The organism is Candidatus Tisiphia endosymbiont of Nedyus quadrimaculatus, assembly GCF_964059235.1.
In the GTDB taxonomy this organism is placed as follows: domain Bacteria; phylum Pseudomonadota; class Alphaproteobacteria; order Rickettsiales; family Rickettsiaceae; genus Tisiphia.
In genome coordinates this window covers 134,706-154,565 of sequence record NZ_OZ060452.1, presented here as the reverse complement: position 1 = coordinate 154,565, position 19,860 = coordinate 134,706, and the positions used below count along the sequence as shown (strand labels likewise).

Annotated in this window: 17 protein-coding genes; 14 read left to right on the top strand and 3 right to left on the bottom strand. The window is 33.3% G+C overall.

Annotated elements, in window-relative coordinates:
- Nucleotides 1-6: 6 nt before the first annotated feature.
- A complete protein-coding gene (locus AB3211_RS00745) occupies nt 7-1,035 on the bottom strand; it encodes an IS110 family transposase (RefSeq protein ID WP_367363657.1) in 1,029 nt (342 codons plus the stop codon).
- Nucleotides 1,036-1,421: 386 nt separating this feature from the next.
- On the opposite strand from AB3211_RS00745, the gene AB3211_RS00740 reads away from it, so the two are divergent.
- The 12 genes from AB3211_RS00740 to AB3211_RS00685 all read left to right on the top strand — a co-directional run bounded on the left by AB3211_RS00740 (nt 1,422) and on the right by AB3211_RS00685 (nt 13,181).
- Nucleotides 1,422-3,059: a proton-conducting transporter membrane subunit gene (locus AB3211_RS00740; RefSeq protein WP_367364336.1), complete on the top strand. Its 1,638-nt coding sequence runs from the start codon at nt 1,422-1,424 to the stop codon at nt 3,057-3,059.
- On the top strand, nt 3,056-5,110 hold the full coding sequence (locus AB3211_RS00735; protein WP_367364335.1) for a S9 family peptidase: 2,055 nt from the start codon (nt 3,056-3,058) through the stop codon (nt 5,108-5,110). Before AB3211_RS00740 ends, AB3211_RS00735 begins: the two co-directional genes overlap by 4 nt.
- Before the next feature lie 261 nt (nt 5,111-5,371).
- Nucleotides 5,372-5,818 (top strand): phasin family protein, encoded by a 447-nt coding sequence (locus AB3211_RS00730; protein ID WP_367364334.1) that lies wholly within the window; start codon nt 5,372-5,374, stop codon nt 5,816-5,818.
- A 539-nt stretch (nt 5,819-6,357) separates the two neighbouring features.
- Nucleotides 6,358-6,600 carry a Holliday junction ATP-dependent DNA helicase RuvA gene (locus AB3211_RS00725; protein WP_341758513.1) on the top strand — a complete coding sequence of 81 codons (243 nt, stop codon included), beginning with the start codon at nt 6,358-6,360 and terminating at the stop codon, nt 6,598-6,600.
- A gap of 3 nt (nt 6,601-6,603) precedes the next feature.
- Nucleotides 6,604-7,206: a Holliday junction branch migration protein RuvA gene (ruvA, locus tag AB3211_RS00720; RefSeq protein ID WP_341751956.1), complete on the top strand. Its 603-nt coding sequence runs from the start codon at nt 6,604-6,606 to the stop codon at nt 7,204-7,206.
- Nucleotides 7,199-8,236 carry a Holliday junction branch migration DNA helicase RuvB gene (gene ruvB, locus AB3211_RS00715; protein WP_367364333.1) on the top strand — a complete coding sequence of 346 codons (1,038 nt, stop codon included), beginning with the start codon at nt 7,199-7,201 and terminating at the stop codon, nt 8,234-8,236. Before ruvA ends, ruvB begins: the two co-directional genes overlap by 8 nt.
- Before the next feature lie 56 nt (nt 8,237-8,292).
- Entirely contained in the window at nt 8,293-9,141 is an 849-nt protein-coding gene (locus AB3211_RS00710) for a PD-(D/E)XK nuclease family transposase (protein WP_367364332.1), read from the top strand.
- An 8-nt stretch (nt 9,142-9,149) separates the two neighbouring features.
- Nucleotides 9,150-9,848, top strand: coding sequence for a CoA transferase subunit A (locus tag AB3211_RS00705; RefSeq protein WP_367364331.1), 699 nt, complete (start codon nt 9,150-9,152; stop codon nt 9,846-9,848).
- Nucleotides 9,849-9,855: 7 nt separating this feature from the next.
- Nucleotides 9,856-10,494 carry a 3-oxoacid CoA-transferase subunit B gene (locus tag AB3211_RS00700; protein ID WP_367364330.1) on the top strand — a complete coding sequence of 213 codons (639 nt, stop codon included), beginning with the start codon at nt 9,856-9,858 and terminating at the stop codon, nt 10,492-10,494.
- Between the two features lie 40 nt (nt 10,495-10,534).
- On the top strand, nt 10,535-11,533 hold the full coding sequence (locus AB3211_RS00695) for an FKBP-type peptidyl-prolyl cis-trans isomerase (RefSeq protein WP_367364329.1): 999 nt from the start codon (nt 10,535-10,537) through the stop codon (nt 11,531-11,533).
- Nucleotides 11,534-11,544: 11 nt separating this feature from the next.
- Nucleotides 11,545-12,438 (top strand): FAD-dependent thymidylate synthase, encoded by an 894-nt coding sequence (gene thyX, locus AB3211_RS00690; protein WP_367364328.1) that lies wholly within the window; start codon nt 11,545-11,547, stop codon nt 12,436-12,438.
- 11 nt (nt 12,439-12,449) lie between these two features.
- The gene (locus AB3211_RS00685; RefSeq protein WP_367364327.1) at nt 12,450-13,181 is read left to right on the top strand and encodes an N-acetylmuramoyl-L-alanine amidase; all 732 of its coding nucleotides are present in this window, start codon (nt 12,450-12,452) and stop codon (nt 13,179-13,181) included.
- A gap of 192 nt (nt 13,182-13,373) precedes the next feature.
- On the opposite strand, the gene AB3211_RS00680 is transcribed toward AB3211_RS00685, so the two are convergent.
- Nucleotides 13,374-14,690: a porin gene (locus AB3211_RS00680; RefSeq protein ID WP_367364326.1), complete on the bottom strand. Its 1,317-nt coding sequence runs from the start codon at nt 14,688-14,690 to the stop codon at nt 13,374-13,376.
- Nucleotides 14,691-15,553: 863 nt separating this feature from the next.
- On the opposite strand from AB3211_RS00680, the gene rimP reads away from it, so the two are divergent.
- Nucleotides 15,554-16,042 (top strand): ribosome maturation factor RimP, encoded by a 489-nt coding sequence (gene rimP / locus AB3211_RS00675; protein ID WP_367364325.1) that lies wholly within the window; start codon nt 15,554-15,556, stop codon nt 16,040-16,042.
- Between the two features lie 217 nt (nt 16,043-16,259).
- The gene (gene nusA / locus AB3211_RS00670) at nt 16,260-17,756 is read left to right on the top strand and encodes a transcription termination factor NusA (RefSeq protein ID WP_367364324.1); all 1,497 of its coding nucleotides are present in this window, start codon (nt 16,260-16,262) and stop codon (nt 17,754-17,756) included.
- Between the two features lie 383 nt (nt 17,757-18,139).
- Here the strand turns inward: nusA and AB3211_RS00665 are convergent, their stop codons facing one another.
- Entirely contained in the window at nt 18,140-19,168 is a 1,029-nt protein-coding gene (locus tag AB3211_RS00665) for an IS110 family transposase (protein WP_367363657.1), read from the bottom strand.
- Between the last annotated feature and the right edge of the window lie 692 nt (nt 19,169-19,860).

Sequence of the window (19,860 nt, the reverse complement as noted above, 5' to 3'; positions counted from 1 at the left end):
CAACTATCAAGCATATGCACATTTTCTTGTAACACATACATACGCTATTCTAGCTAATTTGTTTGCTATTGCCACAGCAGCCTTATTAAAGCTCATCCTTCCCAACAATTTTTTTGCCCATAGCACTAAATGATCAGTGGGGTCCTTTTGTATTTTTGCTCTGATTGCAATAGACCTTGCTCCTTGTATCAGCATAGTTCTAACATATCTATCTCCTTTCTTAGTGATAGATCCAAGACTTGTTTTACCACCTGTGCTATTTTGCTTAGGCACTAATCCCAAACTTGCAGCAAAACTTCGACAATCATCATAATTTTCATAAGCTGCTATGCTTAGTATATTAGCATTAATTTCTCCAATACCTGGTATTGTTTTTAATAAAGTAGCTGTTTCAGATTCTTTATTTATTGCTATTAGCTGTTTATCTATTGCTGATTCTTGTATTAATAACGTAGCAATTTCTTCAGCTATTACCTTCATTTCCTTATACATTCTCTCTGAAATCACACCAGCATTTTTGGCATCTTCTACTATATTTAATGCCTCACGGGCAAATTTAGATTTACTCATTTTTATGTAATAACCAAATTCAAGTAAATCACTCATTAAACCATTACTATATTGTACTCTTTGTCTAATAATATGTTGCCGACGTTTATGTAACCAACTAATCTCTTGTTGTGATATATTTTTTATACGAACCGATTTTAACTCCGGATCTTTTCCTGCTCTTGCTATTGCCAAAGCATCATTTGTATCATTTTTTTGCCGAGTTTTTGCAAAAGCTTTTACATCACATGGTTTAAGTAATTTTACTGTAAAACCTGATTCCATAAACTTATTGCTCCAATAATGACAACTGCCACATGCTTCCATTACCAATAAACTATTCTTGGGAATGTTTGTTAAAATGTAGTCTTCAAATTCTTCTCTGTGTAATTTTTTAGCTAATATTTTTTCACCATCTTTATTTAATGCAACAATATGAAAAATTGTTTTTGCTAAATCAATGCCTAGTATGTTAATATCTTTCATGGTATGGACTCCTTTTTAATTATTAAATAGTATAATTATGTGACCGAATTATATTCGTGATCACGGTAGTAAGTAAAGTTTCTTTTACTTACTCGTCCATACCATCATTCTTAGCAACGGCGGGGATCTAAAAAAATGTCCTGAAGGGTTTCTATATATTTTAGACCTCTGCCTTCGCACATGGGTGTCAACTTAAGCACTATAAGTAGCATCCCCTAAGGGTTTAGGTCATCCCTGCGAAAGCAGGGATCTAGAATATTTAACAAGTCATCTTAGGATGTTTTTTTAAGATTCCTGCCTACGCAGGAATGACATCGATACTATTAAACTGATATTTTATATCGAATTAGGTTAACCTATCTCTTATATCAAATTGAGGCTAAATAATGAGAAAGGCATTTTATAAAATATTTTATATTATTTCAATAATATATCCAATAGTTGCTGGCATATTATTAATTAACAACAAAGATGAGATGGTAATTAATTTATACAATAATAGTTTTGTTATTAATTTTAGTAGTGAAAATAAGTTAATAGCACTTGCTTTTATTGTTGTAACGTTGGCTACTAACTTATATGCCATAAGTAAAAATAGAAAATTCGAGGTACTTATAGGTAGCCTATATTCAGCTAGTTCTTTGGTCTGTTTATTTGCTGGGGATTTTGTTTCGATGTTTGCTTCTCTAGAAATGATGATGATATTTGCTGCTTTGTTGATTTTTTATGGCAATTACAAAAATAGTGTTAGAGCAGCAAGACAATATTTGCTTACCCATCTTATAAGTGGTAGTCTTATTTTAATAGGGATTAGTTATATAATTACTCACACATCTAGTTCACAAATTGTTTCTCTTACCTCATTGACAGAAAATCAAGGGGCTGGTTTTATATTTTATGCTCTAATACTTTGTGGTTGTTTGATTAATGTAGCTAGCATACCTTTCTCTGGGTGGATTGTTAATTGCTATCCATTTGCTTCAAGCTCAGGGATGATATATTTAACTAGCTTTACTAGTAAAATATCGATAATTATACTCCTTAAACTATTTAGTGGCTTAGAAATACTTAAATTCTTTGGATTATTAATGATTATATATGGAGGGGTTTATGCTTGCCTAGAAGATAACATCAAAAGATTAGTAGGTTATCTTACTATTTCTCAGCTTGGATTCATGCTAATTGCTATTGGCACAAAATCTCAACAAGCAAATTTAGGAATCATAGTTTTTCTTTTTGTCCATATACTGTATAAAGCTTTATTTGGTTTATACGTTGCTATATTAATAGACAAAGAAAATATAGAGAATTGTTCTGAGATAAAAGGAATTTACTTGCCCAAAAATCATTTGTTGTTTGTTAGTTTAATAGTTAGTGTATTGTTCATTATAGCCTTGCCTCCTTTTGCTAGTTTTGTTACCAAAATTGTTGTGACCAATGCTTTGGACCAAGATATTAATTATTATGCTATTTTCCTACTCAAGATTGTCACATGCATCGCTTTATTTTCTACGGTTAAATATAAATCTTTGATTAGTGGTTTTTACCTTAAGTTAAATATTCTCACTAAAGTTAGTTTATTTGTCATGTTATCGTTTCTATTAGTAACTAGCTTTTGTTTAGAAGAAGGTTTGAAACTACTATGGTCCTCTTATCCTGTTGAAATAATTGATACAAATTGGTTGGATTTAGTAAAACAAATGGTAATAATAGTAATAGGTATAATATTTGCCTTAGTTCTTAGTAAAACGATTTCTAGGCGTTCAACTGCCAACATAAATTTAGACTTATTTCAGTTTGTTGAAAATAATATTCGTCGTATTTATTTTAAATATAACTTAGTGGTGCAAGAGTTTTATGATAAAATAGGGGCGGACTACCCTATTTTTGACAGAATAGAAAAAAGTACTTTACGTAAAATGAAATCTTGGCATAATCAGTCAACCGGTTTGTTGGTAGTAATGATATTATTAATTATTTTTACCATATTATTGATTACAAGTAGTAGAGGAGAATTAAAGTGAAGCCCCCCATAGCCGATAAGATTGATTATAATTTTGTATTACATGGTCAAAAAATTACAGATGAGTATGCTTGGCTTAGGGATAGTGAATGGCCTAATGTTAATAATAAAAAAATTATAGAATATTTACAGGCAGAAAATAAATATTCCGAGCAATTTTTTGTACAATTACAACAAGAAAAAGATAAAATATTTGAAGAGCTAAAAGGTAGGATTAAGCTCGAGGATCAGTCAACTTACGTAAAGAAAGATAATTATTACTATTATACTAGAACTGAAGAAACTACAGAATATCCTATATATTGCCGAAAAATGGGGTCAGTAGATGCTTATGAAGAAATTATATTAGATGTTAATAGCATCTCTAAAGGTAATAAATTTACTGATGTAGGGCAAGTAGCAGTCTCTCCTGATCATACGTTAATGGCTTATAGTGCTGATTTTTCCGGTGATGAAAAATATATAATTAGGGTTTATAACTTAAAGACTAAAGAATATTTACTAGATGAAATAAATAACGTTAGTAGTAATATAATTTGGCATGAAGATCTCAAGGGATTTTTTTATATGCCTATTAATGAGAATTTTCGTCATGATAAATTAATGTTCCACTCTTTAGGTGATGTAGTTTCAGATGATAAGTTAGTACTCCATATAACAGACCCATTATATCAGCTGGACGCTACAAAGTCAGCTAGTCGACAATATATTTTTGTTAATAGCTTTGGTCATAATGAAAATGAAATATATGCGGTGCAAATGCATGATCATAGCTTTCAGCCTAAACTGATTAGAGCGTCAAAAGAAGAGATTTTTTATGATGTTGAGCATAATGGTGATAATTTTTATATTAAGACCAATGAAGGGGCAAAAAACTTTCGTATAGTACTAGTAAATGTAAATAATTTCCAAAATGATTTGTGGAAAAATGATTATATACCGGAAGATTCGGGTAGATATTTATCAAGCTTTGACATCACTAGAAATTATTTGATACTTAATTATCGTGACCAAGGATTGCCTGTTATTAAAATAAAATATCTTAAAGAACAGGAGGAAAAAGTTATTCACTTTCCGGATACTTCTTTTACTGCCTACGCTTTGTCTACTAATTTTGAGGCAGATGATATTAGAGTAAATTATTCTTCACTTGCTAGACCAAACACCACTTATAGTTATGATTTTGATAGTGATCAATTGTCAATATTGAAAGTGCAAGAAATACCAAGTGGTTTCAACCCTGAAGAATATACGGTAGAAAGGATATTTGCTGATAATGAGGGGGTTAAAGTGCCAATTACCTTATTATATAAAAAAGCACTGTTTAAAAAAGATGGGGAAAATCCTTTATATTTGTATGGCTATGGTTCATATGGTATTAGCATACCAGTATCTTTTCGGAATACAGCTATTTCTCTTGTAGATCGTGGGTTTGTCTACGCTCTTGCCCATATTAGAGGTGGAGATGATCTTGGACATGATTGGTATGAGGCTGCCAAATTCCTCAATAAAAAAAGAACTTTTGACGACTTTATTGCGGTTAGTAAAGAGCTAATTAAAGAAAAATATACTAGCCAAGGTAATATAGTAATCTGTGGCGGAAGTGCAGGGGGGTTGTTAATTGGAGCGGTAATTAATGAGCAACCACAATTATTTAAAGCAGCACTTGCCCATGTACCTTTTGTTGATATGTTAAATACCATGCTCGATGAACAATTGCCATTAACCCCCAGTGAGTTTAAAGAGTGGGGAAATCCTAAAGAATTAGACTATTTTAACTATATTAAGTCTTATTCTCCGTACGATAATATAAAGCCACAAAATTATCCAAGTCTATTTATTACTGCTGGAATCTCTGACCCAAGAGTTGGGTATTGGGAAGCGGCTAAATGGGCAGCAAGGATTCGTGCAACAAAACTCGACGATAATATATTATTGCTAAAAACTAATATGGATTCAGGACATAAAGGGGCTTCTAGTCGTTTCGATTATCTAAAAGAAGCAGCCGATGATATAGTATTTGTATTTAGGGTTTTTGGGATACTCAGGTAGAACTTCAATAATTGGCGTTCCCGCGGTCAAAGATCTGTGCTGTCACGTACTAATGTACGCTCCGCTGCTCGACTTTGACACTTCTAGCTCTTCTTGAAGTTATACTATCGTCTACCCAACTCTTGAAATCATAGCAGTATATAATCAATTGACTATATTAAGATTATTATTAACCAGCTATTGACTCATGTTTTTATAAGTGCTAGCATGAAGTTTATGATTTACACAATAAATAGAATCACTTAATTTAGAGGATTTACAATGACTAATAGTACTACCCAATTTTTAGATTTAATGAAATCTTTTATGAATCCAGAAGTTTACATGAATTCCGTAAAAAACTTACCTGTTATGGATTTTTCTGCTATGTCAGATACTATCAAGAAAAGTACTAAAATACTTACTACAACAAATCAGATTATTACTGAATCACTGCAGTCTATGATCCAAAAAAATTCAGAGGCTTTTCAGAACAATGCTATGAATATGCTGAATTCTACAAAAGATGCAATAGCTTCTGGAGATTTAAACCAAATAGCCGAATGTCAGCAAAAATACCTTAAGTCGACTTGCGAGACTTCAATCAATAACATTAAAGAGTTTGCCAGTATGGCATCCGATACTTCAATGCAAATGTTTGATGCCATAAATAGTATGACAGGAGAGATGACTAAGACTTGTGACAACATAAAAAACAAAGCAATCTAGGAAACAATCTATAGATAAATGATGTTACTGGATTGCTTCGCTTACGTTCGCAATGACGTATAGGGAAGCTGTATTTACTAACTTTCGACAGTTGTGGGGGTTATGCGTAAGGTGAGTTAATTAAGTCTATCATTTACTAGGTTGCTGTGAACATTTCTATGTAATGAGTAGATTTCATAGTACCCTACATTGTTTCTATAATCGTCATCGCGAGGCATCTTTAGATGCCGTGGCGATCCAGGTAAACAGCAAAGCTGTTTTTTCTAGTACGCTTCGCGTATCTTGGATTGCCACGTCGCCGCTTTCAGCGACTCCTCGCAATGACGATCAGCAGTCATTTTAGTAGTGGTTATATAAAAAATGTAGGGTACTATAGATTTATAGGCATTTTCGCTAAGCAAGAACCGCAGCGTACTAAATTCCGTTACGGATTCGAGAACGAAAATAATGATCGATAAGACCATTAGATAGAAATATTCACAGAAGCTAACATATCTATTATTGTTATATAATGGTTAGCTATAGTAGAAGAGAAGATTATGATTAAGAGTATTTGGGAAAAGGTTAAATATGTAGTATACTTGCTTATATATATAGTGATTACTTGGGTTGCTGCGAAAATTATACTTATATCAACATTTCCTGATGATGGTCAATGCCATTGCACTGAAACTCCAACGTTACTACATTATATTTTAGCTTCGATAGTAACTATATTGCCAGTAATAGCACATATATGTACAAAAAATCGTAAACCAAAAGTAAAATCTGATACTAAATAAATTATGATTGGTAAATTAAAAGGTAAAATAGATGCATGTTTTAATGATTATGTCATTATTGATGTTAGTGGTGTTGGATATTTAGTGTATTGTTCTAGTAAAACTTTAAATAAGTTAGTCGTTAATGAGTTTTGTCAATTATTTATTGAAACACATGTAAGAGAAGATCATATTAATCTTTACGGCTTTTTATCTCTCGAAGAGAAGGCTTTTTTTAATTTATTACAATCGGTAAACGGTATTGGTACAAGAATGGCTTTAGCTATTTTATCAAATTTATCACCCGAGCAAATCCAATCAGCGATAGCAAGAAGGGATAAAGAAGCTTTTAAAGCCATTTCTGGTGTTGGGCTAAAACTAGCTGAACGAATTATCATAGAGTTAAAGGATAAAGCCTTAACTAATTTTACTAACAACCTTACTATGGATAACAATGATACTGACTTAGCTAAGATATCATCTGATGCCACATTAGTGTTAACCTCGCTTGGTATTGGTAAAACTGAAGCACAGAATTTAGTACAGGGAATTATTGCAGAAAATTCTAATCTCTCTATTAATGAACTAATTAAACTTGCGCTAAAAGCACGTGGATCCAATGTCTAAAAATGTTTTGTCAGCTGATATACTTCCGAGCGATCAAGAATTTTCTCTACGACCTAGCTATTTAAGAGAATTTGTCGGACAACAACAAATTAAGGAGAATTTATCTATTTTTATTCAAGCAGCTAAAAATAGGTCTGAACATTTAGATCATACATTATTTTACGGTCCTCCTGGACTTGGTAAAACCACTCTTGCACAAATTATTTCTAAGGAAATGGGAGTAAATTTTAAATCCACCTCAGGACCTGCTATATCAAAAGCGGCTGACCTGGCTGCTATACTTACTAATTTGCAAGATAATGATGTGTTATTTATCGATGAAATTCACCGTCTTAGTACAAATATTGAAGAAGTATTGTACCAAGCAATGGAAGATTTTGCTTTGGACATAGTTATTGGTGAAGGGCCTTCAGCAAGGTCAGTAAAAATTAATCTACCCAATTTCACTTTAGTTGGAGCAACTACTAGGCTCGGTTTACTCAGCAATCCTTTGAGAGATAGATTTGGTATACCATTGCGTTTGCATTTTTATAACGTGGCTGAATTAAAACTTGTTTTGAGTAGAGCTAGTAAATTGCTAGCAATTAATTTAACCGATGAGGCATTAGAAGAGATAGCTAAGCGTAGTAGAGGAACACCAAGAATTGCTCTTAGGCTAGTTAGACGGGTGAGAGATTTTGCTTCTGTCGATGATAAGCTAGAAATTGATAAAAATATTGCTAATATCTCCCTAAATCGATTAGAAGTTGACAAAATAGGTTTAGACAGTAATGATTATAGATACTTAAAATTTATTGCTGATAATTATGCTGGAGGTCCGGTTGGTATAGAAACAATTGCCGCAGCTCTATCAGAACAACGTGATGCTGTTGAAGAGACTATAGAACCATATTTAATACAAATAGGGTTATTACAACGTACTTCTAGGGGCAGAATTATTACCAAAAATGCTTTTGATCATCTTGGAATAGCAAGCCCTACGTCTCGCATTGATGATAACCAATATAATATGTTTAATGGAAATATTTGAAACTTATACTTAAATGTTTTAAAATAACCAATCAGTGAGAAGCAATTAGTACTTTTATGACAGAAAAAACATTGATATCGCTTGATTATGCGATTAAATATCTATTAAAGGATAAAAATGATTATGAAATAGTCGAGGGCTTTATTTCGGCTGTGCTTAAGGATGCTGGCTATTCTGCTGTGAAAATCACCGCTTTACTAGAGAGCGAGAGTAATAAAGAGCGTAGAGCCCTAAAAAAAAGCGTAGCTGATGTTATTGTTGAAGACCAGCAAGGTCATAAATATATTGTTGAAATAGATCGCTCAATTACTCACACTTTTCTCCACAAAGCATGTTTTAATAGTTGTCGGTTGATTGTTGATAATATTAATTCTGATCAGGATTATAAGGATATTAAGAAAATATTCCATATCAACTTAATATATTTTCTCTCGAGCAATATAGATTCACCATTGTATCACGGTCAAACTATATTTAGAAAAATGGATAACGAACATCCAGTAGACCTGCACCTTGCTGATATGAGACTCAGGTTTTTTGATATTTATAATATATTTCCTGAATATTTTATTATTTCTGTACCACTATTTAATGATGTTATAAAAGATGAGTTAGATGAGTGGTTATATTTTGCTAAACATTGTGAAGTTAAAGATGACTTTAAGTCACCTTATATGAAAAAGGTAGCGAAGCGTCTGAGTGTTTTAAAAATGACTCCGGAAGAACGTCAACACTATCAGAGTTATGTCAATGAAAACTTAAAAGAACGTGATTATATGGTGGCTGCTTTGGAAGAACAAAAAATAAAAATAGCAAAAAAAATGTTGGCTAAGGGAAAATCCATAGATGAAATCATTGAATTTACGGAACTACCCGTAGAAAGAATAGAACTATTAAAAGAATAAACAGTAATATGAATAAATTATACTCCTCTTCTGAATTAGCTTTAGCTGATTTACTGCATGATGGCATGACTATTATGGCTGGAGGTTTTGGTCTTTGTGGTATACCTGAAAATTTGATTAATACTATATTAAAGTCAAAAGTAAAGAATTTAACGGTGATCAGTAATAATTGTGGCATAGATAATTTTGGTCTTGGTTTATTACTGCAAACTGGTCAAATAAAAAAAATGATTTCTTCCTATGTAGGAGAGAACAAACTTTTTGAGCAACAATATATTAATGGTTCTTTAGAACTTGAATTAAACCCGCAAGGGACGTTATCGGAAAGAATTAGAGCTGCTGGTGCAGGAATTCCAGCATTTTATACACGGACAGGAGTTGGTACGATAGTAGAAGAGGGAAAAGAAGTACGTGAATTTAATGGTGAGAAATACCTTATGGAAACCGCTCTTTTTGCAGATTTAGCGATTGTTAAAGGTTGGAAAGCTGATAAAAGTGCCAATGTAATTTACAATAAAACAGCTAGGAATTTCAATCCCATAATGGCAACTGCCGCTACTATAACAGTCTGTGAAGTAGAAGAGATAGTTGAGACAGGTAGACTTGATCCTAATAATATTCATACACCTAATATTTTCATAAATAGGCTAGTACTCGGTGAAAAATATGAAAAACGTATAGAACATATAACAACTAGAGAGAAATAAGTACAAAATGGCATGGACTAAAGAGCAAATGTGTCAAATAGCGGCGAATCTTGAACTAAGCCAAGGTCTATACGTCAATCTTGGTATCGGAATACCGACAAACGTGGCAAATTATATTCCACCAAATATGGATATCATATTTCAAAGCGAGAATGGTATGCTTGGAATGGGGGAGTTTCCTTTTGCAGGAGAAGAAGACCCTGATTTAATTAATGCAGGGAAACAAACAATAACTTTAATTCCGCAAACTAGCTATTTTGATAGTGCCTCATCATTTGCCATGATTAGAGGTTCTCACATAGACTTAACTATTTTAGGAGCTATGCAGGTTACTCAAGATGGAGATCTTGCCAATTGGACGATACCAGGGAAAATGGTTAAAGGTATGGGAGGAGCTATGGATTTGGTGGCAAATGTCAAACGTGTAGTCGTGATCATGGAACATATAGCTAAAGATGGTAGCATGAAGTTATTGAAGAAATGTACATTACCTCTAACTGGCGTTAAGGTAGTAGATAGGGTAATAACAGATATTGGAATTTTTGATATTACTAGGGATGGTATGTGCTTAGTCCAAAAACCAAATGATGTAAGTTTAGAAGAAATTACTGCAAAAACTACTGCAGAATTTACTGTGTCTCTTTAGGTTGATGGCAAGAACCTAACAATTGGATCGAGGTTATTATATGCAAAAAGCTTTAAGTCTTATAATTGCTGCAGCAATTATTTACTCTATTGTTCAAATGAAGATGCTCTCTCCTCCCGAGGATAAAGACCCTAAAGTTCAGACTACTAATGATGCTGAGAATAATAAAAATACTAAAGCTGTTCCTGAACAAGCAAATATACCATTAACTGGTAATTTTCTTGAAAAAACTGTTTCAAAGGTTTTGATAAATGCTCTTAAGACAGAAGAAGGTCGACTATTTTTTGAGCATTTATTACAACCAACGAACAAACCTATTGCTGATGGTAAATATACTATAGAGGTTAATAGAGACTTAATACAACCAATGTTTAAGATTAATAGCTTTGGTAATGGGACTAAAGGGCCAGCTACTTGTGGTCACGTAGTCACATTACGTTATCAATTATTGGATATTAACAATAATTTACTTAGCGAAAATACCAAAACCTTTACACTTGGTTCTAGAGAGATCATGCCAGGCCTTGATTCTGTAGTAGTAGGTATGATGGTTGGACAAACAAGACAAGCGGTGCTTCCTGCAAAATATGCATATTATAACCAGCAATATAAAGAAGAAGATAGAGAGCATGATGTACCTTATAGAGTTAATATTGTCTTAAATTCAATATTACCTAATAATTTTGTTGATAGTAATGAAGTAAAGATATTTGATGATGAAATAGCTTATAGAATGCCATTATTATGTGGAGATAGAGTAGGGGTTGACGTAAAGATTACTAAATTATCGAATGGTCAGGTAATTTATGATTCAGCACAGAAAGGTAAGAAATTAGATATAAAAATTGGTGATATTAATTATCCATTAATCGTTTCATATGCTCTACATGGTAAAGTGCCAGTTGGCACTAGAACAGTAATTGCCAAAGGTAAGTCATTTAAGGCACTTGGTTCTAATATCAACAAAATGCTTAATCAAGATAAGATTCCTATGGATGAATATTTGATGCTGGAATTAACAAATTTTCAAACAGAATAATAGAGAAAAGAATGCACGACAATAATTACAAGACAAAAAGAGCTACAGTACCAGCTCTAGAAGAATTATTATTTGAACCCATAAAAATACTAGATCATGGTTTTATCAGAATTATTGATTATATGGGTGATGATAGTAGCATCGTCCAAGCAGCACGAGTATCATATGGTAAAGGTACAAAACAACTAAGCCAAGATAAAGGTTTAATCAATTACCTAATGCGTCACCACCATACAACACCATTTGAAATGTGTGATATCAAATTTCATATTAAACTGCCTATTTTTGTTGCAAGACAATGGATACGTCACAGAACCGCTAGTGTTAATGAATATTCAGCTAGATATTCTATATTAGGAAATGAATTTTATTTACCAGAAAAACAGAATCTTGCTGCTCAATCCACAATAAATAAACAAGGAAGAAGTGATGAAGAAGTGCCAAAAGAAATTGCAGATAAAGTCTTAGTGCTACTAGAAAAAGATGCTAAACTATGTTATCAGCATTATACTGAAATGATGAACCAGGATGAATATGGCAACATTATCGATGAAAACACTATAGGTATTACTAGGGAACTTGCAAGAATGAATTTAACCTTAAACTATTATACAGAATGGTATTGGAAGATTAATTTGCATAATCTGTTACATTTTCTACTGTTACGCGGGGATTCTCATGCCCAATATGAAATCAGAGTATATGCAGAAAAAATGCTAGAAATAGTAAAAGCTTGGGTACCTTTTACTTATGATGCTTTCGAGGAATATAGGCTAGGAGGAAATAATATTTCTAAAAAAGGACTTGCTGTTATAAAAAAACTACTCAATAATGAAGAAATTACTCAAGAATCTAGTGGCATAAACAAAAGAGAATGGGATGAATTAATGCAACTTATAAAATAGGTTTTTCAGAAATGATAATAATTGATAGAACAACCTACAGAGCTGCGTCCTTTAATGAAAGAGTTAAGTTCTTAGTACTGCATTACACTGAAAGAGATATAGAGATATCCTTAAAGCTATTATTGGGTTCAGAAGTTAGTAGTCACTATCTAGTTTCTGATACTAATCCCAATCATATATTCCAATTAGTAGACGAATCCAAACGAGCTTGGCATGCTGGTAGTAGTAGTTGGCAAGGACATCAAAACCTAAACGATACTTCTATCGGTATTGAAATAGTACATCTTGGCTATACTCAAAATACTCAAGGAGAGATCACTTGGCATCCTTACGCATCAGATCAGATTGAATCAGTAATTGCCCTTTGTCAAGATATTATAGCTCGCTATGATATTGACCCCACTTGTGTGATCGGTCATTCTGATGCCGCTCCGGGAAGGAAACAAGACCCAGGACCTCTATTCCCATGGAAACAATTATATGATAATAATATCGGAGCTTGGTATGATCAAGATACTGTTAATGCTCTAATACCTAAGGTAGATATGTCTAATGTAAAGTTAATCCAAGAACAATTTAGCAAATATGGTTATGTGTTGCAGCCGACAGGAGTAATTGATCAACAAACAACTAATGTCATAGTATCGTTCCAAATGCATTTTCGCCCAAAGAATTTTTCTGGAGTATTAGATGTCGAGACTGTGGCAATTTTGCAAGCATTATTACAAAAATATCTTATGTAAAAAAGCTGTCAATCCCTGCGAACGCATTGCCCGCGTGGATCAAAAAGGCAACGTAAGTAATGGTACTTACAGAACCAAAAACGATGTCATTCCCGCGTAGGCGGGAATCCAAAAAATAGCCTGCAAAGGCTATTAGGTATTATGGATTCCCGCCTACATGGGAACGACAACGAGGGCTTATTTTATTAAAGGTTAAAATTTAAGCTTTGCACCAATAAGAGCAACTGTACCTTTAGTTTTTTTCTTAGGAGCTTCAATAAGGTAAACTGGCTTACCTTTAGCTTGAAAATAGGAGATTTCAGCGTAAGGCAATAAGCCTGGTGTTATCTTATATTCAGTACCTAGACTTACTGTATCCACCGTATTTTTATACTTTAGTGATTTAAAATAGGAAAGACTTGTTTTAATAGGACCTTGCCCATAAGCAATTGTACCATTATAATATTTCGTATCACGACCAACTTTATGATAAGTTTTTGAAGTCAAACTTTTACCTAAACTACCATAAGAAGCTGCACAAGAAATATTACCATAAGTTAAGACTGCACCTAAATTGTAAGCGTTTAGATCTGATAGCTTGTTGCTAGATACTATCTTTCCATTAGGATCTAATACTATAAGTTTGCGAGCTGGTTTGGCCCGTTCTCCTGTAACACCAACTTCTACCGCCATATCATCTAAAATCTCGTACTTATAGGATATCCCTGCAGAAATGGCATCTTTGACATTGTAATTATAAATTACTGTATTACCTGTACCACCATCTATACCTGGTAGTGTTACTTCAGTTATACCAGTCTTTAATGTACTACGACCCGTTTTACTATCTAAGTTTTTTATACTACGATGACCACCAGTATTTGCTGAATCAGGAATATAAGAAATACCAAATTGAAAGCCTTGTATCTTTGGCGTATAATAAGAGACTTTTCTAGATGGCTCTGTTCCTTTACTTATATCATCGAAGCTATTGGTAAATGAGTCTATGAAAGTGGGTGGGACTACCTCAAATTGTGGTTTCATACCTTTATATTGCATACTGCTATCGTCTAGTGATACATACTTACTCCAACTAAAACCACAACTGGCTACTGCAACTTTAGCACCACTAATACCCATCTTATTTGCAGCATCATAAGGAGAGCCTAACTCTACTTTACCATAGTCTGTCTCTAAGAAAATGTGAGAACCATTGACACTTGCAGAACCCTTTGGTTTACTTGTTGTTAGTAAAATTATTTTAGCTCCAGCTATTACATCATTAAATTCTTGCTTAGCAGTGGCAGAGAAAGCCGCTTCGCTATAAAATCCAAGCTTTTTCTTATTATCAGTGATATATTTACTTTGTTCTGACGATAATTTACCTTGAGCACTATAACCAGCTTGGAAACCAAAAAAACCTTCTAATTTTATTTCAGTATCTGAAGCAGCATCAGGTGGAGGAGTAGAACTACTCAAGGCTGTGCTAGACAAACAAGAAACACAGAGTAACATTATTAATTTTTTCATAGTAATACCAAAACTTTTTATTCATTATATTCTTTTTTATATAGCCTAGCCCATTGAACGTATATACATTCCTATATTGGAGTATTTATAGCAGAAGATAAACCATAATGTAACAAATTTTCGTAAATAACTATGATTAGTCAGACAAATTTTGTTATTTTAATGATAAAATTACAACTATATAATATTATACCATAGTAGTGCAAGTTTTGTTAAGTAGCCTTGATGTCATGCCTGCGGAGGCTTTGCCCGTGTGGATCACTAGTATGTCATTCGAGCTGCGACGGGAATCTAAAAAATAACCTGCAAAGGCTATTAGATATTATAGATTCCGCACTGAAGCGGGAATGACATAAAGGGAAGCAGGTCACGTTGAAAGTTTACAAACATCTATACCACAGCGTCATTGCGAGCGTAAGCGAAGCAATCTAGGAAACAATCTATAGATAAATGATGTTACTGGATTGCTTCGTCGGCCTTACAGCCTCCTCGCAATGACGTATAGGGAAGGTGTATTTACTAACTTTCGACAGTTATGGGAAGCAGGGATGAACGAAGTAGGGACATATACGATGAAACGATGTCATTCTGCGAAAGTAGCGGAATCTAAAAAAACAGACAGGAAGGGTGCTTTAGATATTTTGGATTCCCGCCTACGTAGGAATGACATCAACCCTTAAGGATTATTATGCTTACTTAAACTTACACACTTGGTAATTATAACATTTTTTTAATTGTTGCTAATATCATAAAAATATTGTATTCTAGCTTTGCGGGTTGAAATTTTTGTAAATAAAGTTGAAAAAACAAAGGTGGGGTTAACCCCACCTTTTTTATTAGAATCTTTAAATATTTGTGTTGTAATGCAAACTATAGAGCAACAAATTATTGATGCGGTGCAAGATAACCTGAAAGATCTTGGTTTCGACTTAGTAAAAGTAACTTTAAAGGGTTCAACCCATAAAGTACTTGAAATATTAATAGATAGGTTGGATGGCGAAAAGGTTAATATAATAGATTGTCGGAATAGCAGTAGAATTATCTCAGCCCTTTTAGATGTTGAAGATATAATTAGTGATAAATATTTTTTAGAAGTTTCTTCAGCAGGTATTGAACGCCCATTAATAAAATTTGAAGACTATACTAGATTCTTCGGTAGGGAGGCTACCATAAAATTAAAAGAATTATTAAATGGTCAAACTCGATATCAGGGAAAGATAGTTAAAGCTGAAGATAATAAAATTCATCTGAATAACCATGGTGAAGACATAGTGTTTTCATTTGATATGATAAAAAAAGCCTCTTTGGTATTAACAGATGAAATGTTTAGGAATTTAATGAATAAAAAATAGACTTCCTGGAGAATTTGCTCTAGCTCAGGAATTTGTAGGAGGATTGGAATCTCGACTCGCAGCGTACTCAAATTCTGTTACGGATTCGAGTCTAGTACCGACGCACAAATTACCAGTAGAAGTAACGCGAATTTGGGATAAGAATTAACTAATTCTTATCCCAAATTGGGGTAAGTAGAATTATGCAAGAAGTCTAATCTTAAAAGGCAGTGAATTTATGGTTAATATTGGTAACATAGAAATTCTGCAGATCATAGATTCTGTAGCTAGAGAAAAGAGTCTTCCTAAGGAAGCACTACTTTCGGCAATGGAACAGGCTGTACAGATTGCAGGACGCAGAAAATATGGAAATGAGCATAATATAAAAGCTGAGATTGATAGGAAAAATGGTAATATTAGTCTTTTTAGAATCCTTGATGTAGTGGATGATGTAGAGAATTATTTTACTCAAATTTCTTTAAAGGATGCTGTTGAAAAGAAAGCCGATGCTAAAATTGGCGATGAGATTTATGAATTCTTACCGCCTATTGATCTTGGACGTGTTGCAGCTCAGGCAGCTAAGCAAATAATAATACAACGCGTTGGTGAAGAGGAAAGAGAAAAACAATATGAAGATTTTAAAGATAAGAAAGGTGAGATTTTAAACGGCACTGTTAAGAGAGTAGAGTTTAATAATATCATAGTTGACCTTGGTGGTCGTGCTGAAGCAATGATTAAAAAGGAGCAGCTCATTAGAGGAGAAAGCTTTAAGGTTAATGATCGTATTAAAGCTTATGTACAAGATGTAAGATTATCGTCTAAAGGACCGCAAATTTTTCTATCTAGAACTGACGACCAAATGCTAATAAAATTATTTGAATTAGAGATTCCAGAGATTTATGATAATATAATTGAATTGCGAGCTGTAGCTCGTGATCCTGGATCAAAGGCAAAAGTTGCAGTCTTTGCTTCTGACTCCAATTTTGATCCTATAGGTCCATGTGTAGGACCTAGAGGTAATAGGATTAAGGCTATTAGTAATGAGCTTAATGGCGAAAAAATAGATGTAATATTATGGAGCAAGAATATTGCCCAATTTATTATGAATGCACTTGCTCCTGCAGCAATTGCAAAAATTGTTATTGATGAAGATAAGAATATAGTTGATGTAGTCGTGTCTCAAGATAATTTGAGTCTTGCAATTGGTAGAAGAGGTCAAAATGTTCGTTTAGCCTCTAAACTTACTGGCTGGAATATTAATATAATGACGGAAGATCAAGAATCCAAACGGAGAAATGATGAGTTTTGCTCTGCTACTGAGTTATTTATGGAGACCTTAGATGTTGAAGAAGTGATAGCACAACTGTTATCTGCACAAGGTTTTACTTCTCTAGAACAGTTAGCTTCCAGTAAAATTGAAACTTTAATGAATATTGAAGGCTTTGAAGAAGAATTAGCAACTGAGATAAGAGAACGAGCAATAAATTATGTAAATGCTAAAAATGAAAAAATTATTATTAAACTCGAAGCTTTAGGTGTTGAACAAGAATTAATTGATGTATTGGATTTACAACCAGAATTCATATTAAAATTAGCTGAGTATGGTGTAAAGACTATAGAAGATTTGGGAGAATTGACAGTTAATGAATTTAAATCATTAGTGCCTAATTCTAACATGGTAGATGATGATATAGAATTACTGATTCGTACAGCTCGTACTCGTGAAGATGAATAAATTTAAGCAACCTCAGTATCATTCTAGAAAAGAAAGATGTCATTCCCGCCTACGCGGGAAGGCGTTGTATGGATCACTAGTATGTCATATATGGACGAGTAAGTAAGTCAATAAGAAAAATGATGCGGGAGTAATAAAAAAATAAGCTGTCATATATTCGGCATCTAGTGCCATAATAGTTTTCGCATTCCACGCAATCCTTGGAGTTATCCACTCATTCTTACGGCTTCTAGAGCCTTGACATAAAATCTCGGACTTGTTTTTGGAATGCCCATTTATTATCTCCAATCACTTTCGCTTATATCGTACCTCTTAAATCCTATTTACTTACTTCTTCTTTTATATAGATAAAATACAGATAAATCTATATACACCACCAACTATCAAGCATATGCACATTTTCTTGTAACACATACATACGCTATTCTAGCTAATTTGTTTGCTATTGCCACAGCAGCCTTATTAAAGCTCATCCTTCCCAACAATTTTTTTGCCCATAGCACTAAATGATCAGTGGGGTCCTTTTGTATTTTTGCTCTGATTGCAATAGACCTTGCTCCTTGTATCAGCATAGTTCTAACATATCTATCTCCTTTCTTAGTGATAGATCCAAGACTTGTTTTACCACCTGTGCTATTTTGCTTAGGCACTAATCCCAAACTTGCAGCAAAACTTCGACAATCATCATAATTTTCATAAGCTGCTATGCTTAGTATATTAGCATTAATTTCTCCAATACCTGGTATTGTTTTTAATAAAGTAGCTGTTTCAGATTCTTTATTTATTGCTATTAGCTGTTTATCTATTGCTGATTCTTGTATTAATAACGTAGCAATTTCTTCAGCTATTACCTTCATTTCCTTATACATTCTCTCTGAAATCACACCAGCATTTTTGGCATCTTCTACTATATTTAATGCCTCACGGGCAAATTTAGATTTACTCATTTTTATGTAATAACCAAATTCAAGTAAATCACTCATTAAACCATTACTATATTGTACTCTTTGTCTAATAATATGTTGCCGACGTTTATGTAACCAACTAATCTCTTGTTGTGATATATTTTTTATACGAACCGATTTTAACTCCGGATCTTTTCCTGCTCTTGCTATTGCCAAAGCATCATTTGTATCATTTTTTTGCCGAGTTTTTGCAAAAGCTTTTACATCACATGGTTTAAGTAATTTTACTGTAAAACCTGATTCCATAAACTTATTGCTCCAATAATGACAACTGCCACATGCTTCCATTACCAATAAACTATTCTTGGGAATGTTTGTTAAAATGTAGTCTTCAAATTCTTCTCTGTGTAATTTTTTAGCTAATATTTTTTCACCATCTTTATTTAATGCAACAATATGAAAAATTGTTTTTGCTAAATCAATGCCTAGTATGTTAATATCTTTCATGGTATGGACTCCTTTTTAATTATTAAATAGTATAATTATGTGACCGAATTATATTCGTGATCACGGTAGTAAGTAAAGTTTCTTTTACTTACTCGTCCATACCATCATTCTTAGCAACGGCGGGAATCTAAAATGTCTAATAGTTGTCAGTCAAAGCAAGAAAATTTTAAAAAATTTAACATTAAGTATTAGTGCTAAGAATTTTATTGATATAACTGAAGAACTACCAGCAAAATTAGCCATTTCTAATAACAGAAACTTGGTAATTTAATTTTGGGTAAAGAAAAAATTAACAATTTCCTTAAAAAAACTGGTATTATAGTGTAAGCATGAGATGCAAGTGCAAGAGAAAAAATCTAAGTGTGCAAGTTTAAGTGAGTATAATAGTCCTTAAGGGTTGATGTCATTCCCGCGTAGGCAGGAATCCATAATATCTAATAGCCTTTGCAGATTATTTTTTGGATTCCCGCCTACGCGGGAATGACATCGTTTTTGGTTCTGTAAGTACCATACTAACGTTGGAGTTCTTGATCCATACAACAAAGTCTTTGCGGGGATGATACCGGGGCTACTTAAGTTAACAAAACTTGCACACTTGGTAAATTTGTAAATTATTCGATATACTCAAATGATTTGAAGAATGGAGACAACAAACAAGGGATGAGCGTACCTTACTATTACCTACATCTTTG

Excerpts from the sequence above, each read along its gene's own strand:
- ruvB (WP_367364333.1), top strand. The coding sequence starts at position 7,199 with ATGTCTAAAAATGTTTTGTCAGCTGATATACTTCCGAGCGATCAAGAA.
- AB3211_RS00685 (WP_367364327.1), top strand. The coding sequence starts at position 12,450 with ATGATAATAATTGATAGAACAACCTACAGAGCTGCGTCCTTTAATGAA.
- AB3211_RS00745 (WP_367363657.1), bottom strand. The coding sequence starts at position 1,035 with ATGAAAGATATTAACATACTAGGCATTGATTTAGCAAAAACAATTTTT.
- nusA (WP_367364324.1), top strand. The coding sequence starts at position 16,260 with ATGGTTAATATTGGTAACATAGAAATTCTGCAGATCATAGATTCTGTA.
- AB3211_RS00680 (WP_367364326.1), bottom strand. The coding sequence starts at position 14,690 with ATGAAAAAATTAATAATGTTACTCTGTGTTTCTTGTTTGTCTAGCACA.
- ruvA (WP_341751956.1), top strand. The coding sequence starts at position 6,604 with ATGATTGGTAAATTAAAAGGTAAAATAGATGCATGTTTTAATGATTAT.
- AB3211_RS00730 (WP_367364334.1), top strand. The coding sequence starts at position 5,372 with ATGACTAATAGTACTACCCAATTTTTAGATTTAATGAAATCTTTTATG.
- AB3211_RS00700 (WP_367364330.1), top strand. The coding sequence starts at position 9,856 with ATGGCATGGACTAAAGAGCAAATGTGTCAAATAGCGGCGAATCTTGAA.
- AB3211_RS00710 (WP_367364332.1), top strand. The coding sequence starts at position 8,293 with ATGACAGAAAAAACATTGATATCGCTTGATTATGCGATTAAATATCTA.
- AB3211_RS00695 (WP_367364329.1), top strand. The coding sequence starts at position 10,535 with ATGCAAAAAGCTTTAAGTCTTATAATTGCTGCAGCAATTATTTACTCT.
- AB3211_RS00740 (WP_367364336.1), top strand. The coding sequence starts at position 1,422 with ATGAGAAAGGCATTTTATAAAATATTTTATATTATTTCAATAATATAT.
- thyX (WP_367364328.1), top strand. The coding sequence starts at position 11,545 with ATGCACGACAATAATTACAAGACAAAAAGAGCTACAGTACCAGCTCTA.
- rimP (WP_367364325.1), top strand. The coding sequence starts at position 15,554 with ATGCAAACTATAGAGCAACAAATTATTGATGCGGTGCAAGATAACCTG.
- AB3211_RS00705 (WP_367364331.1), top strand. The coding sequence starts at position 9,150 with ATGAATAAATTATACTCCTCTTCTGAATTAGCTTTAGCTGATTTACTG.
- AB3211_RS00665 (WP_367363657.1), bottom strand. The coding sequence starts at position 19,168 with ATGAAAGATATTAACATACTAGGCATTGATTTAGCAAAAACAATTTTT.
- AB3211_RS00725 (WP_341758513.1), top strand. The coding sequence starts at position 6,358 with ATGATTAAGAGTATTTGGGAAAAGGTTAAATATGTAGTATACTTGCTT.